General features: G+C 64.3%; 14 protein-coding genes. 12 read left to right on the top strand and 2 right to left on the bottom strand.

From position 1 onward, the window contains the following. Window position 1: 1 nt before the first annotated feature. Window positions 2-256: a succinate dehydrogenase assembly factor 4 gene (locus ABJ363_04540; GenBank protein ID MEP4378248.1), complete on the bottom strand. Its 255-nt coding sequence runs from the start codon at window positions 254-256 to the stop codon at window positions 2-4. A 135-nt stretch (window positions 257-391) separates the two neighbouring features. Between ABJ363_04540 and htpX the strand changes: the two genes are divergently transcribed. From htpX to ABJ363_04500, 8 genes are all read left to right on the top strand, one after another. Next, entirely contained in the window at window positions 392-1327 is a 936-nt protein-coding gene (gene htpX, locus ABJ363_04535; protein ID MEP4378247.1) for a zinc metalloprotease HtpX, read from the top strand. Between the two features lie 181 nt (window positions 1328-1508). Next, the gene (locus tag ABJ363_04530) at window positions 1509-1982 is read left to right on the top strand and encodes a GcrA family cell cycle regulator (protein ID MEP4378246.1); all 474 of its coding nucleotides are present in this window, start codon (window positions 1509-1511) and stop codon (window positions 1980-1982) included. Between the two features lie 92 nt (window positions 1983-2074). Beyond that, complete coding sequence (locus ABJ363_04525) at window positions 2075-3373, top strand: transcription antitermination factor NusB (protein MEP4378245.1); 1299 nt, start codon at window positions 2075-2077, stop codon at window positions 3371-3373. Window positions 3374-3434: 61 nt separating this feature from the next. Beyond that, the gene (gene rpe, locus ABJ363_04520; protein MEP4378244.1) at window positions 3435-4127 is read left to right on the top strand and encodes a ribulose-phosphate 3-epimerase; all 693 of its coding nucleotides are present in this window, start codon (window positions 3435-3437) and stop codon (window positions 4125-4127) included. Continuing rightward, window positions 4124-5782 (top strand): heparinase II/III family protein, encoded by a 1659-nt coding sequence (locus tag ABJ363_04515; GenBank protein ID MEP4378243.1) that lies wholly within the window; start codon window positions 4124-4126, stop codon window positions 5780-5782. The genes rpe and ABJ363_04515 overlap by 4 nt, the downstream gene beginning before the upstream one ends. Window positions 5783-5917: 135 nt before the next feature. Next, complete coding sequence (locus tag ABJ363_04510) at window positions 5918-6931, top strand: NAD-dependent 4,6-dehydratase LegB (protein MEP4378242.1); 1014 nt, start codon at window positions 5918-5920, stop codon at window positions 6929-6931. Further along, window positions 6924-8138, top strand: a complete 1215-nt coding sequence (locus ABJ363_04505) for a LegC family aminotransferase (protein ID MEP4378241.1) — start codon at window positions 6924-6926, stop codon at window positions 8136-8138. Before ABJ363_04510 ends, ABJ363_04505 begins: the two co-directional genes overlap by 8 nt. A gap of 48 nt (window positions 8139-8186) precedes the next feature. After that, window positions 8187-9320 (top strand): nucleotidyltransferase family protein, encoded by a 1134-nt coding sequence (locus ABJ363_04500; GenBank protein MEP4378240.1) that lies wholly within the window; start codon window positions 8187-8189, stop codon window positions 9318-9320. 14 nt (window positions 9321-9334) lie between these two features. Here the strand turns inward: ABJ363_04500 and ABJ363_04495 are convergent, their stop codons facing one another. Further along, the gene (locus tag ABJ363_04495; protein MEP4378239.1) at window positions 9335-10606 is read right to left on the bottom strand and encodes a nucleotide sugar dehydrogenase; all 1272 of its coding nucleotides are present in this window, start codon (window positions 10604-10606) and stop codon (window positions 9335-9337) included. A gap of 284 nt (window positions 10607-10890) precedes the next feature. Here ABJ363_04495 and cysD point away from each other — a divergent pair, with 284 nt between their 5' ends. The 4 genes from cysD to ABJ363_04475 all read left to right on the top strand — a co-directional run bounded on the left by cysD (window position 10891) and on the right by ABJ363_04475 (window position 14826). Beyond that, a complete protein-coding gene (cysD, locus tag ABJ363_04490) occupies window positions 10891-11685 on the top strand; it encodes a sulfate adenylyltransferase subunit CysD (GenBank protein ID MEP4378238.1) in 795 nt (264 codons plus the stop codon). After that, window positions 11685-13589, top strand: coding sequence for an adenylyl-sulfate kinase (gene cysC, locus ABJ363_04485; GenBank protein MEP4378237.1), 1905 nt, complete (start codon window positions 11685-11687; stop codon window positions 13587-13589). The genes cysD and cysC overlap by 1 nt, the downstream gene beginning before the upstream one ends. A 71-nt stretch (window positions 13590-13660) precedes the next feature. After that, window positions 13661-14305, top strand: a complete 645-nt coding sequence (locus ABJ363_04480; GenBank protein ID MEP4378236.1) for a winged helix-turn-helix transcriptional regulator — start codon at window positions 13661-13663, stop codon at window positions 14303-14305. Between the two features lie 8 nt (window positions 14306-14313). Further along, window positions 14314-14826, top strand: a complete 513-nt coding sequence (locus tag ABJ363_04475; protein MEP4378235.1) for a transcriptional activator RfaH — start codon at window positions 14314-14316, stop codon at window positions 14824-14826. The last annotated feature ends 25 nt before the right edge of the window (window positions 14827-14851 follow it).

The raw sequence follows: 14851 nt of genomic DNA, 5'->3' as shown, positions 1-14851 counted from the left end.
GTCAGAAATCGACGCAGCGTCCGTCGCGTTCCCAGTCGCCGAACCGGGTCGGTTCCGGTCCCTTGGGGCCGCCGATTTCCGTGGCCTTGCCTGTTCCGTCGGCCTTCGATGCGTCCGCAACCTGCATTCCGGCTGACTTGTCCGCCGTATTTTGGGCGGATTTCGGTGCTGAAGTCTCTCCCTCCGGCTTGCGGACGCGGTACTGCGGTGGCGGACGCGTCTGCACGTCGGGCGATTTGTCATGTTTATCGGACATGACGTTGATATGGACGATCAGGCCCTGTTTGCCAAGGGTTTGCCACAGGTTTGCAGGGTATTGCTTGCAGCCGACGCGCCCCCACATTGAGTAGCCGACACGCATTCAGACAAAACAGGACCATACGGGACCACCATGTCGAACTATTTCCGTACCGCGCTGCTGCTGGCCGCCCTGACCGCGATCTTCATGGTCGGCGGATTCCTGCTGGCCGGCCCCCAGGGAATCGTGATCGCGCTGGCCGTCGCCGCGGCGATCAATATTTTCGCCTGGTGGAACTCGGGCAGCGCCGTCCTGCGCTACTACAAGGCCCGCGAACTCAATGATCCGACCCATCCGCTCTATCGGATCGTCGCCCAGCTGGCCGACCGCGACGGGCTGCCGATGCCCCGGGTCTATATCATCGACAACCCCCAGCCCAACGCGTTCGCGACCGGTCGCGGCCCCAACAATGCCGCCGTCGCCGCGACGTCCGGCCTGCTGCAACTGATGAACGAACGCGAAGTCGCGGGCGTCATGGCCCATGAACTGGCGCATGTGAAGAACCGCGACACGCTGATCATGACCATCACCGCGACCTTTGCCGGCGCGATTTCCATGCTGGCCAACTTCGCGCTGTTCTTTGGCGGCAACCGCAACAGTCCGTTCGGCCTCCTCGGCACCATCGCCATGATGATTCTGGCGCCTCTCGCCGCGATGCTGGTGCAGATGGCAATCAGCCGCAACCGCGAGTATCAGGCCGACCGGGAAGGGGCGCTGATCTGCGGCGATCCGGAATGGCTGGCCAGTGCGCTGGAGAAGCTCGAGGCGGGGTCGAAACGCATCGACAACCAGGCCGCTGAGCATAACCCGGCGACCGCGCACATGTTCATCGTCAACCCGCTGCACACCCACAAGCATGACAGCTTGTTTTCAACCCACCCGAATACCGCAAACAGGGTCGCACGCCTGCGGGAAATGTCCGGGGGTCACGGAAAACCGGGAGATACAGCCCCGACCACCGGCGGGCCATGGTCGCGATCAGGGACACCCGCCGGCGGACGATCCGGCGGCCCCTGGGCACGAAAATGAACATGAGTACAGCCAAAAACCCCCAAAATCTGGGTATTCGGCTAACAGATTGTCCACATATTGGGGTTCATACCCCATTTTGTGTACTTGCCCCCCTGTTCCTACATGATCTAGGCTTCGCCCGGGATCAAGGTCGCGCTCGGCGGCCGTTGGGGCAATAAGAAACGAACAGGAACCGGACATGTCTTGGACTGACGAACGGGTAACAATGTTGCGGGATTTGTGGGCCAAGGGCCTGAGTGCGAGCCAGATCGCCGTACAGTTGGGCGGCGTGACGCGCAACGCGGTGATCGGCAAGGCACACCGGCTCGGCCTGGAGAGCCGGCCTTCCCCCATCCGGGGCAATGGCACCGGTTCACGCCGGCGGAACAGGGCCATCGACCGGGCACTCGAGGCCAAGGCCTTGCGCGGGACCATGGCCGATGAGGAAATCGGCGGTGAAAAGATCGTGCCGGACGGCGGCAAACGCATCCCGGAAGCGCCGATCCCGCCATTGGCGCGGCGTGGCGGCGACGTCTCCGACTGCCTGTGGCCGATCGGCGACCCCGGCGATTCAGATTTCAGCTTCTGCGAGGCCGATACCGTTCCCGGGCGGCCCTACTGCGCGGAGCATTGCGCCATGGCGTATATCCGGAAAGACAAAACGGCGGCCTAGTTCCCGCCGGTTCCAGCCATTCGACCGCAGCGGGTTCGATGACCGGCTGCGGTCGATTTGTTTTTGGGGCATAAAGCGCGCCATAAAGCATCATGTCCGATTCCCGCACCGCCGCCTGCCAGATCCTCGACGCCGTCCTCGACGACGGAAAACCCCTGGATACGACCCTCGCCGCCGACCGCACCATGGCGAAGCTCGACCCGCGCGACCGCGCCCAGGCGCGCCGGATCATCGCGACCGTGCTGCGCCGCCTCGGCGAGGTCGATGCGCGAATCTCGGAATGCCTTGACCGGCCGCTGGCCGGCCGCCACGCCCATGTCCGCAACATATTGCGGATCGGCACCGCCGAACTGCTGTTCCTGGAGACCCCGGCCCATGCCGCCGTGGATGGTGCGGTGCGCCTGGCCGGCAAGTACCGGCGCGGCGCCCTCAAGGGGCTGGTGAACGCGGTGCTGCGGCGGATCGGCCGTGAGCCGGAAAGTCGCGAGGGCACCCGATCGCCGGGCGAGATCAACACGCCCAACTGGATGCTCAAGCGCTGGCAGGATGTCTATGGCGCCGACACCGCCCGCGCGATCGCCGACGCCCACCTGATCGAGCCACCACTCGACCTTACCCTGGCCAAACGCGCCGACCCGGCGGAATGGGCGGCAAAACTCGACGCCGAGATCCTGCCCGGCGGCACCCTGCGCCGGCCGACCGGCGGACGCATTTCCGAACTGCCGGGTTTCGACGACGGAATCTGGTGGGTCCAGGACGTGGCGGCGTCCCTGCCGGCGAAGCTGCTGCGCGACGATGCCGAGGCGCGGGTCATCGACCTCTGTGCCGCACCGGGCGGCAAGACGATGCAGCTGGCCAATCGCGGGCCTGCCGTCACGGCGGTCGACATCTCCAACCAGCGGTTGTCGGCGCTCCAGGAAAATCTCGCGCGCACCGGCCTGATCGCGGATATCGTCGATGCCGATGCGACCCAATGGCGGCCCGCGACCCCGGCCGACGCGGTTTTACTCGACGCGCCGTGCACGGCCACCGGCACGATCCGTCGCCATCCCGACATCCCCCACCGCCGCCGCGAAGCCGACATCAAGGCCGCCACCGCGCTGCAGGACCGGCTGCTGTTGGCCGCGGTCAACATGGTCGCCCCGGGCGGCACCATCATCTATTCGGTCTGCTCACTGGAGCCGGAAGAAGGCACCGCGCGCGTCGATGCACTTCTGGCCTCCGGCGCCCCGGTCACGCTCGACCCGATCTCGGCCGACGACTGGCCGGAGCTGGATGGGCTGAAACCGGCCGCGATCACGCCGGCTGGGACCCTGCGGACCTTGCCCTGCCACTGGTCCGAGCGCGGCGGCATGGACGGGTTCTTCGCCGCGCGCCTGATCCGGAACTAGGCCGGGACGCCCCGCGTCGCTTTGCTTGCGGCGCAGTCTGCAAATCGGTTACCAGAAAACCATGGCTCCCTCCTCAAAGGCGGCTCCTGTCCGCATCGCACCCTCGATCCTGGCGGCCGATTTCGCCAGCCTGGGCACGGAAGTGCGCGCGGTCGCCGCCGCCGGTGCCGACTGGATCCATATCGACATCATGGACGGGCATTTCGTGCCCAACCTCACGATCGGGCCCGGTGTCGTGAAGGCGCTGCGCCCGCACTGCGATCTGCCCTTCGACGTGCATCTGATGATCAGCCCGGTCGATTACATGATCGAGCCCTTTGCAGAAGCCGGCGCGGACGTGATCTCCCTCCACCCCGAGGCCGGACCCCACCTGCATCGTTCGCTACAGACGATCCGTGGTCTGGGCAAGAAGGCCGGCGTGGTGCTCAACCCCGCGACGCCGGTCGCGGTGGTCGACGAAGTGATGGACATGGTCGACCTGATCCTGGTGATGAGCGTCAATCCCGGCTTCGGCGGCCAGGCCTTTATCGAGAGCCAGCTGGACAAGATCGCCGCGTTGCGCGCGCGTATCGACGCCCATATGGCCGCCGGTGGCCAACCGATCGACCTCGAGGTCGATGGCGGGATCGACCGGGATACCGCACCCCGCGCCATCGCCGCCGGGGCCAATGTTCTGGTGGCGGGTACCGCCACCTTCCGGGGCGGTCCGGATTCCTATGCCGACAATATTGCCGCCATGCGAGGCGGCGGGTGAGCGGCAACGTCTTTCAGGAATTGCGCTATGGCGTCGGCAAGCTGTTCTACGCCTCGCCGGTCTATCGCTACACCCTGATCGGACGGGCGCCGAACGAACTCGCCATCGTGCCGCCGGATTCCTGGCCCGGCAACGCCGAGCGCGGTACCGCCGTCTCGGCCGGGGAGTTGTCGTTTCTGGGCGAGACCGTACGCGGCGGCAAGCACGCCTGGCGACCGGTCGGCATGAGCGATGCCTGGCTGGCGGAGCTGCACGGTTTCGACTGGCTGCGTGATCTGCGGGCCGTGGGCGGCGATGCCGCGCGACGCCGCGCACGCGATCTGGTCGAGGATTGGATCGAACACCAGACCGGCTGGCAGGAGATCGCCTGGCGCCCCGATATTCTCGCGACGCGGCTGTTCGCCTGGCTCGGCCAGCATGATTTCTTCTGCGCATCCGCGGACGACGACTACCGGCGCCGCTATCTCGCGACCATCGCGCGGCAGGCCAAGCATCTGGCCCGCGTCCTGCCCGGCGGTGTCGAGGGGGCGGGCCTGATCCGGGCCGCCAAGGGCCTCACCGTTGCGGGCGTGGCACTGCCGGGCCACGAAGCGTCGATCCGCCAGGGCCTCCGGATTCTCGAACGCGCCTGCGACCGACAGATTCTGCCCGATGGCGGCCATGTCTCGCGCAACCCGCAAACCCAGGCGACCGTGTTGCGCGACCTGGTGGATGTACGCAGCGCCCTGCTCGCGGCCGAGCAAGATATTCCCGGCTTTCTTCTCGGGGCCATCGACCGCGCCGCGCCCTTCCTGCGCATGCTGCGCCACAACGACGGGCGGCTCGCCCTGTTCAACGGCGGCTGCGAGGGCGAGGACTGGCAGATCGACATGCTGCTGGCACAGGCCGATGCGCGTGGCCGGGCCCCGTCTAGCGCGCCGCACACCGGATTTGAACGCATTGTCGCCAACCGCACCGTGGCGCTCCTGGACACGGGCACCCCGCCACAGGCGGGGCTCGATATCCACGCCCATGCGGGCACGCTGAGCCTCGAGGTCTCGATCGGCAAGGAGCGGATGATCACGAACTGCGGTGCGCGACCCGGCAACCGTGACCCGTGGGCCACCGTCCAGCGATCATCGGCCGCGCATTCGACGATGGTCGTTGACGACACGAACTCATCGGAAATTCTCGCCGACGGCACGTTTGGGCGGCGGCCGCAGAATGTCCGCGTCGAACGCAGTGAAGACGACGGCAATATCTGGGTGAACGCCGGCCATGACGGCTATGTGCCGGCCTTCGGGCTGGAACATGAGCGGCGCATCTATATGGCCATGGATGGGGACGATATTCGTGGCGAAGACGTGCTGAGCCGGGCCGGGGTCGCGGACAAGGCCCGCCCGGCAATGGGTTTCGCCCTGCGGTTCCACCTCCACCCCACCGTCCAGGCGTCCTTGGTGCAAAACGGTTCGGCCGTGCTGCTGCGCCTGCCGAGCGGCATCGGCTGGCGGCTGATCGCGGAGGGCGGCACCGTCTCGCTGGCGGAAAGCATCTATCTTGGCGAGACCGAAGACGTGCGCCGCAGCGAACAAATCGTGGTGTCCGGCGCACTCGAAGCCGGCGCCAGTGCGGCCCGGGTCAAATGGGCGCTGAAAAGAGTTCCGAAGAAGAGCTGAACAGGACCGCCGCACAACCTCATTCGACGGCTTCCATAGCACCGCTTTAGCGATAGTCCTTACCCTTCCTTAACCATCCTCACCGACCATGGGCATCCTTGGGCCGGGTTCCGGCAAAGCGTATGTGAGGGTGAATTGTCCAAAGTCCTGGTGACCGGCGCCGGCGGTTTTATCGGCTCCCATCTCGTCGAGAAACTCGTGGCGGAGGGCGCCGATGTGCGCGCCTTTGTCGAATATGATTCCCGCGGCTCCTGGGGCTGGCTCGACGATTCGGACCCCGGGATTCGCGATGCGGTTGAGGTTATCGCGGGTGACATCCGCGATTCCCACGCCGTCCGTCAGTCCATGTCGGGTTGCGACACCGTGTTCCACCTCGCGGCCCTTATCGGCATTCCCTATTCCTACCTGGCGCCGGAAAGCTACGTCGATACCAACGTGACCGGCACGCTCAATATCGTGCAGGCGGCCACCGACCTCGGCGTCGGCCGCGTCATCCACACCTCGACGAGCGAGGTCTACGGGACCGCCCAGTATGTCCCGATCGACGAAGCCCATCCGCTCAACCCGCAAAGCCCCTACGCCGCCACGAAGGTCGGCGCCGACCAGATCGCCCTGTCCTACGGCCGCTCGTTCGGCACCCCCGTGACCGTCGTGCGCCCGTTCAACACCTTCGGCCCCCGGCAATCGGCGCGCGCCGTCATCCCGACCATCATCACCCAGCTGGCGAATCACGACCGGAGCAGCGGCCCGGCGACCATTCAGCTCGGGGCGACCGCCCCGACCCGCGATTTCACTTTCGTCGGCGACACCGTGCTCGGATTTCTCGCCGCCGCAGATTCGCCCGCAGCGAGCGGTGAGGTGATCAATCTCGGCACCAACTTCGAGATCTCCGTCGGCGAGACCGCCGAGGCGATCGCGGCCGAGATGGGTATCGATATCCGGATCGAGACGGAGGATCAGCGCCTTCGGCCCGACGCCTCCGAGGTGGAGCGCCTGTGGTGTGACAATCGCAAGGCCGCCGCCATGCTCGGATGGCAGCCGACCCATGTCGGCCTCGAGGGCTTCCGCCGCGGGCTCGCCGCAACGATCGACTGGTTCGCGGCACCCGCGAACCGGGCCGGCTACAAGGCGCATCTCTATAATGTCTGAGGTTGCACACGCCGCAGTCGCAGGGCATGCAAGCCCCGAAGCCGTCGCCGACGACGTGCTGGACCGGATCACCACTGTCCTGCCCCACGCCGGCGGCCCGTACCCGCTGCACGCCCCCGAGATCGACGGCAACGCCTGGGACTATGTGAAGGACTGCCTCGACACCGGTTGGGTGTCGTCGGTGGGCGCGTGGGTGGACCGGTTCGAGGGGGAGCTCGCCGACATCACGGGCGCACGGCACGCCGTCGCGACCGTCAACGGCACCGCCGCCCTGCATGCCGGGCTTCTCACCGTCGGCGTCAAACCAGGTGACGAAGTGCTGGTTCCCTCCTTCACATTCGTCGCCACAGCCAACGCCGTCAGCTATTGCGGTGCCACGCCCCACTTCGTCGACTGCGAAGCCGAGGGTCTCGGAATCGACCCTGTCGCGCTGGAGAGGCATCTCGAGAGTATCGGCGAACTGCGCGGACAGTCCCAGATCAATCGGGAAACGGGTGCCACTATCCGCACGATGGTGCCGGTTCATTGCTACGGACTTCCGTCGAACATGGCGGCGCTGTGTGACGTCGCGGCGCGATACAAGCTGACAATCGTCGAGGATGCGGCGGAGTCCCTCGGCAGCGTCATCGGCGACACCCACACCGGGCGGTTCGGCCGGATCGGCGCCTTCAGCTTCAACGGCAACAAGACCATCACCACCGGCGGTGGCGGCGCGCTGATTACCGACGACGAGCTGCTCGCGCGACGCCTGCGCCACCTGACGACGACGGCGCGGGTAAATGACGGCGCAGATCTGGTTCATGACATGGTCGGCTACAATTACCGGCTGCCGAACATCAACGCCGCGCTCGGTTGTGCCCAGCTCGAAACTCTCGATGCAAAGCTCAATGCAAAGCGCGACCTCGCCGCACACTACGCGGGCGCCTTCAGCTCGGTGACGGGGGTCCGGCTTCTGTCATCCCCACCCTGGGGCGACAGCAACAACTGGCTGTGCGGGCTCATCTTCGATGAACCCGACGCACGCGACCTCGCACTGACCCGCCTGAACGACAATGGATATCAATGCCGCCCCTTCTGGGCGCCGCTTCATGACATGGCGATGTATGCGGGTGCACCCCGCGCGACGCTTGCGGTCACCGAACGGCTGGCCGCCTGCGGCCTGACCTTGCCCTCCGGCGCAGGGCTGGGCGCTGAAATAAAGCGTTAACCGTCAATCGATCGTTAAAGTTTTTCGCGAATTCTATGCAGTGAAATCATGGATTCCGCAGTCGCTCATATTACCCCTCCGGCCCCCGCGCCCGCGCCCGCCGAACAGTCGTCGGTCGAACAGGTCGCGCCCCCGCAAACGCGGCTCGCGCAGAGCCTGATCGGGCCGGACACATCCATTCACACATTGATCGAACGGTTCACGGCCTGGACCGTTCAGATCGGCCTCGTTGTCGACCGGCAACGCAAGCTGATCGGCACCGTCACCGACGGTGACATCCGGCGGGGACTCCTGCGCGGCGTCGCGACCGACGCGCCCGTACGCGCGATCATGAACCCCGCACCGCGCACCATTCGCTTCGGCGAACCGCGCGGCGATGTTCTCGCCTTCATGCGCCGGGAGAAAATCAAGCATATCCCGGTCATCGACTTCGCCGGGCGCGCCGTCGATCTGATCACGATCGACACCCTTCTGGCACCGCACGACCAGCCCTACCGGGTCGTGCTGATGGCCGGCGGCGAAGGCTTGCGCCTGCGTCCGCTGACCGAGCACACACCGAAACCGATGCTCGATGTCGGCGGCCGCCCGATTCTCGAGACCATCGTTCGGCGCCTGGCCAATTCAGGTTTCTCCGAATTCCATATCTCTGTGAACTACCGCGCGAACGTCATCCGCAATCATTTCGGCGACGGCGCCTCCATGAATGTGGATGTCTCCTATATCGAGGAGGACATGCCGCTCGGCACAGCCGGGCCCCTGGCGAAGCTGTCGCGCGAGGCGAGCGCGCCCGTCCTGGTCATGAACGGCGACATCCTGTCCAAGGTGGACCCGGTGCAGATGATCGATTTCCACCGCGAGAACGGTGCGGCGGCCACGATGGCGGTCCGCAGCTACGAAGTGCAGGTCCCCTACGGTGTCGTCGATATCGACGACCATGAAATCAGGGGACTGCGCGAGAAACCCGTCACACGCCACTTCATCAATGCCGGCATCTATGTCCTCGGGCCCGAAGCGCTGGACATGGTCCCCGACGACCGCGCGTTCGACATGCCGGACCTGTTCGAAGCCTGCCGCAACGCCGGTCTCTCGACACTGGCCTATCCGGTCCAGGAATACTGGGTCGATATCGGTCAGCTCGACGATTACCGGCGGGCCAACGAAGAGTTCGCGCAGATCTTCTGATCCCTGCGGTCGCGCTAGAGCTGCCAGCGGCGGTAACCTGCAGGCATTTCGGTGCCCCGCCACATGCCCTTGATATCCGCCAGCAATCCGCCCTCGGCGAGGAGTCCGGCCAGCTTCTCCGGACCCAGCTCGCCATACTCGTGATGGCGCACCGCGCCGATGACCGCATCATAACCCGCACCATCGTCGAGCGAGGCGAGCAGTTCGATTCCGAAAAACTGCTGCGCCTCATCCGGGTCGGCATGAGGGTCATGCACATCGACGCCATGCCCCATATCACGCAAGGCCGAAATAATATCGACCACGCGGGAGTTGCGCAGATCGGGCACGTTCTCCTTGAACGTCAGACCCAGGACGAGCACCCGTGCCTTGGGAGCCTCGAGACGCTCGGCGACTTCGCGCGCGATATACCCGCCCATGCCGTCATTGATCCGCCGGCCGGCGAGGACGACTTCCGGGTTATGTCCCACCGCCTGCGCGGCATGGGCCAGATAGAACGGGTCAACACCGATGCAGTGCCCCCCCACGAGGCCGGGCTGGAACGGCAGGAAATTCCACTTGGTATTGGCCGCGTCGAGCACGTCCAGGACGTTCAGGTCGAGGCCGTTAAGAATCACGGCCACTTCGTTGACGAAGGCGATGTTGATATCGCGCTGGGCATTCTCGATGACCTTGGCGGCCTCGGCCGTGCGAATGTCACGCGCCTCGAAAACATCCCCGCCATTGACCGCGCCATACATGGCGACAAGCTGCGCGGTCACTTCCGGGGTTTGCCCGGCGACGACCTTGGTGATCCGGTCGACGGTATGTTCGCGGTCTCCGGGATTGATCCGTTCGGGCGAATATCCGAGGAAGAAATCGACCCCGCATTTCAGTCCAGACCCAGCTTCGAGAATGGGTCCGCAAACATCTTCGGTGACGCCGGGATACACGGTGGACTCGAAGACAACCGTCGCGCCGGCCTCGAGGTTGCGGCTCACCGTCTCGCTGGCGCCGCGAATCGGGCGCAGGTCCGGTTTATTGTCCCCATCGACCGGGGTGGGCACCGTCACAATGAAAATATCCGTCCCCGCGAGCGCGGCTTCATCATCGCTGAAGCGCATCTTCGTGTCGCGCAGCGCGGAGGGCTCCACTTCCTCCGTCCGATCTTCCCCGGCCACAAGTTCGGCAATCCGCGTTGCATCGATATCGAAGCCCGTCACTTCGAAATGGCGGGCGAGATGGATCGCCAGCGGCAGGCCGACATAACCGAGGCCGACGACAGAAATGCGTGGTGAGGAGGACATCTTCTTCCGCTCCGCTGTGTGCCGCGCCATCGCGACATTGCGGGTGGCTCATAACGCGGACAGGGGCGCGATGCCAAGTCCGATAGATCGCGCGATCAGCAGGGTTTTGCGACAATTCCGCTTGCATCGGCTCATGTTTTGACGCAACAGGGTCGAAAATCCTCAACGCGCGAAGAAAACCAGAGAAATTCGGCTGGCCCTCTTGCGTTGCCTTAAGGACTGACCTATGTGGTTCGCCACAAACATCGTGTGAATTAAAATAACCAACAAGAAATTTGTGTACAATGGACCGTTTGGACATACTCGAATCCCGTAGCGTCTACATCCTGCGCGAGGCCTACGCCTGCGCCCGCCCGCTCGCCATGCTCTGGTCGATCGGCAAGGATTCCAATGTCGTGCTCTGGCTCGCGCGCAAGGCCTTCTTCGGAAAGGTGCCGTTCCCGGTGGTGCAGCTCGACACCGGCATGGAGCTCGACGAGGTCTATGCCTACCGCGATCAGTATACGAAAGAGTGGGACCTCGACCTGATCGTTATCGATTGTCCGCCCGAAAGCGAAATGGACCCGAGCCTGCCGCCGATGACACGCGCGGCCGCCCGCAAGAGCGCCGGCTTGGCCAACCTTCTGGCGGACGGTGGCTATAAGGGTATCTTCGTCGGGATCAGGCGCGACGAGGAAGCAACCCGCGCCAAGGAACGCGTGTTCAGCCCCCGCGCGACCGACGGGGCATGGGAGTTCCGTGACCAGCCCGCCGAGTTCTGGGATCAATACACGACCGACACCCCCGAGAACGCCCATCTGCGCATTCACCCGTTGCTGCACTGGACCGAAATCGACATCTGGCGATACAGCCAGCGAGAGAATATCCCGATCAACCCGCTCTATTTCTCCCAGGGCGGGAAGCGCTATCGCTCTTTGGGAGAGAAGAACATCACGGCCCCGATCGACAGCGACGCGGCAACCATCGACGAGATTATCGAGGAACTCGAGATGACCCGGGAACCCGAACGCGCGGGACGGCTGATGGACACCGAAGCCGAAGATTCCTTCGAGCGCCTGCGCACCTCGGGGTACATGTAATGGCCAACGCACAGACCATCGCCGATCCCGTCAAAGCCCGCCCGGCACCCGAGCAGCAAATGCGCGTGGTGATCGTCGGCCATGTCGATCACGGAAAATCCACGCTGGTGGGCCGCCTGTTCCACGACACCGGCCAATTGCCTGACGGCAAACTCGAAGCCATCGAGGAAATGTGCCGACGGCGCGGGATGCCGTTCGAATGGGCGTTCCTGATGGATAGCCTGAAGGCGGAGCGCGACCAGGGCATCACGATCGATACCTCGCAGATATGGTTCCGTCACGATGCGCGCGAATATGTGCTGATCGACGCACCGGGCCATCGCGAGTTCATCCGCAACATGGTAACCGGTGCATCGAATGCCGATGCGGCATTGCTGATGATCGATGCCGACCAGGGCGTGCGCCGCCAGTCACGCCATCATATGTATCTGCTGCAACTGCTCGGGGTTCGCGAGGTCGCCGTCGCCGTGAACAAGATGGACCTCGTCGATTATGACGAAGATCGCTTCCGCGCCATCGAGGCCGAGTATCGCCAGTATCTCGAGGGGATCGGCATCACGCCGCGCCAGATCATTCCGATTTCGGCGCGCGAGGGCGACAACGTCGCAACGACGTCAGACAAGATGGACTGGTACAAAGGGCCGACCATTCTCGAGACCCTGCCGCAGTTCGAGCACCCGGCATCCGCAGCCGAGCAACCGCTGCGCCTGCCGCTGCAGGACGTCTACAAGTTCGACGAGCGTCGCATCCTTGCCGGACGGATCGAATCGGGTACCCTGAATGTCGGCGACGAACTTGTCTTCTCGCCCAGCAACCGGACGGCCCGGGTGGAATCCATCGAAAGCTGGAACACCGACGGGAACGCGACCACGGCGCGCGCCGGCGAATCCGTCGGCATCACGCTCGACGAACAGATTTTCGTGGAACGCGGCGAGATCGCCAGCCACGAGATGGCGGCGCCGATCGAATCGGACGTGTTTCATGCCCGCCTCTTCTGGCTGGCGGAGACACCGCTGGAGATCGGCGCCACATGCGAACTCAAGATCGGCCCGAAACGGGTCGATGCCGTGGTCGAGCAGATCGAGCGGGTGATCGATATCGACGCATTGTCGGACCATGACGCGACACGGGTCGTGCGCGACGAAATCGCCGACGTTGTGATCCGCACGAGCCAGCTCGTCGCCTTCGACGATCACGACAACCTGCCGCACACGGGACGGATCGTCGTCGTCGACAGACATCTGACTTTGGGTGGCGGCGTCGTTTCGCTCGGCATCTATCCCGATCAGCGCCAGGCGGTCACGGTGCGCGGCACCAATCTGACGGAGGTCGATCATCGCGTCGATCCGGCCCGACGGGTTGCTCGCAACCGTCACAAGCCCGGCGTGCTTTGGTTCACCGGCCTGTCGGGCGCGGGCAAATCGACCCTGGCGATGGCGCTGGAGCAGCGTCTGTTCGACAAGGGCTATCAGGTCTATGTGCTGGACGGCGACAATGTGCGGACGGGGTTGAATGCCAATCTGGGCTTCTCGCCGGAAGACCGCGCCGAAAATATCCGGCGCGTGGGCGAGGTCGCGGCACTGCTGGCGGATGCCGGCCTGATCGTGATCACGGCCTTCATCTCACCCTATCGTGCCGACCGCGATCGGGCGCGCGAAGCGGCGGGCGACACCTTCCATGAAGTCTTCATCGACGCGGATGTCGCGACATGCGAATCGCGCGATCCGAAAGGGCTCTACAAACGGGCCCGCGCGGGAGACATCAAGGAATTCACGGGTATCTCCGCCCCCTATGAGGAGCCGGCGGATCCCGACATCAGCGTCGATACGAGCGGCCGCAGCATCGAGGAATGTGTCGACGAACTGGTGGTTTACGTGACGGAGAATTTCAGCAACCCGCGATAATTCACCTAAGCGCATGAAATACTTGACGTTCACCGCCTGAACACCATATGTTCACAAAGTGAACACCGCGCATGAGCAACGCTGAACGCATACCGGTCGGCAAAGCCGACGATTCCGAGATCACTCTCGGTATCCTGAACGCCATTCACGAGAATGAGCGCATCACCCAGCGTACGGTCGCACAGGATCTGGGCATCGCGCTCGGGCTGACGAATGCCTATCTGAAACGCTGTGTGAAGAAGGGCCTGATCAAGGTCAGCCAGGCGCCGGCAAACCGGTATGCCTACTACCTCACACCCCAGGGGTTTACCGAGAAGAGTCGGCTGACGGCCGAATATCTGTCGGACTCATTTCGTTTCTTCCGCGACGCGCGCAGCCAATGCACCGACGCCCTGAACGAAGCCGGCCGACGGGGCTGGAATCGTATCGCCCTCTATGGCGCAAGCGAACTGACCGAAGTCGCCTCTTTGTGTGAGGCGTCGGGCGTCGAGATTGTCGCTATCGTGGACCCCGCCCACACGCAGGCCAGTTTCGCCCATCTGCCGGTCGTGCCGTCAATCAACGAAGCCGGCGACATAGACGCGTTGCTGCTGACGGTGCTTTCGAATCCGCAGGCGGCCTACGATTCGCTCCTGCGCGAATATCCCGCAAGCCGGGTTATCGTGCCCGGCCTCTTGCAGATCAGCGTACCGCCGGTCGAAGAGGCGCAGCCATGAACCCGACAATGAACGACGCGAAACGCTGGTTCGTCGTCAAGACCCACCCCAATGGTGAATTCAAGGCGCTGGCGCATATCCTGCGCCAGGGGTTCGATGGATATCTTCCCCGTTACATCAAGCGCCGACGCCACGCCCGCAAGACAGACAGCGTCCAGAAGCCGCTCTTTCCCGGCTACCTGTTCGTGGGCATGGACCCCGAGCGCGCGCGGTGGCGGGCGCTAAATTCGACCGTCGGTGTGAGCGAACTGATCTGCCACAGCGGGCAACCCGCACCCGTGCCGGACAATGTCATCGACGATATTCGCCGCCACGAGGATGCGAGCGGGTATGTCATCCTCGGCGAGCGCGCCGGCCTGCAGAAGGGCGACAAGGTTCGCATTACCGAAGGCTCAATGGCCGACCATATCGGTATTTTCGATGCGCCTTCGGACCAGCATCGCGTTTTTCTTCTGCTGAATCTGCTGGGTCGTCAGGTCCGCGTGAAAATGCCGATGACCGCGTTGGCCCCCGCCGGCTGACAGGCGAATTAACCCCGGCGCGGTT

Source organism: Alphaproteobacteria bacterium, from assembly GCA_039980135.1.
Lineage (GTDB): Bacteria > Pseudomonadota > Alphaproteobacteria > UBA6615 > UBA6615 > UBA8079.
The sequence above is the reverse complement of the archived record's forward strand: the minus strand, read 5'-3'. Positions and strand labels throughout refer to the sequence as shown.

What these genes read in the sequence shown, in the direction of transcription:
- ABJ363_04540 (MEP4378248.1), bottom strand. Translation starts at nt 256, where the DNA reads ATGTCCGATAAACATGACAAATCGCCCGACGTGCAGACGCGTCCGCCA.
- htpX (MEP4378247.1), top strand. Translation starts at nt 392, where the DNA reads ATGTCGAACTATTTCCGTACCGCGCTGCTGCTGGCCGCCCTGACCGCG.
- ABJ363_04530 (MEP4378246.1), top strand. Translation starts at nt 1,509, where the DNA reads ATGTCTTGGACTGACGAACGGGTAACAATGTTGCGGGATTTGTGGGCC.
- ABJ363_04525 (MEP4378245.1), top strand. Translation starts at nt 2,075, where the DNA reads ATGTCCGATTCCCGCACCGCCGCCTGCCAGATCCTCGACGCCGTCCTC.
- rpe (MEP4378244.1), top strand. Translation starts at nt 3,435, where the DNA reads ATGGCTCCCTCCTCAAAGGCGGCTCCTGTCCGCATCGCACCCTCGATC.
- ABJ363_04505 (MEP4378241.1), top strand. Translation starts at nt 6,924, where the DNA reads ATGTCTGAGGTTGCACACGCCGCAGTCGCAGGGCATGCAAGCCCCGAA.
- ABJ363_04500 (MEP4378240.1), top strand. Translation starts at nt 8,187, where the DNA reads ATGGATTCCGCAGTCGCTCATATTACCCCTCCGGCCCCCGCGCCCGCG.
- ABJ363_04495 (MEP4378239.1), bottom strand. Translation starts at nt 10,606, where the DNA reads ATGTCCTCCTCACCACGCATTTCTGTCGTCGGCCTCGGTTATGTCGGC.
- cysD (MEP4378238.1), top strand. Translation starts at nt 10,891, where the DNA reads ATGGACCGTTTGGACATACTCGAATCCCGTAGCGTCTACATCCTGCGC.
- cysC (MEP4378237.1), top strand. Translation starts at nt 11,685, where the DNA reads ATGGCCAACGCACAGACCATCGCCGATCCCGTCAAAGCCCGCCCGGCA.
- ABJ363_04480 (MEP4378236.1), top strand. Translation starts at nt 13,661, where the DNA reads ATGAGCAACGCTGAACGCATACCGGTCGGCAAAGCCGACGATTCCGAG.
- ABJ363_04475 (MEP4378235.1), top strand. Translation starts at nt 14,314, where the DNA reads ATGAACGACGCGAAACGCTGGTTCGTCGTCAAGACCCACCCCAATGGT.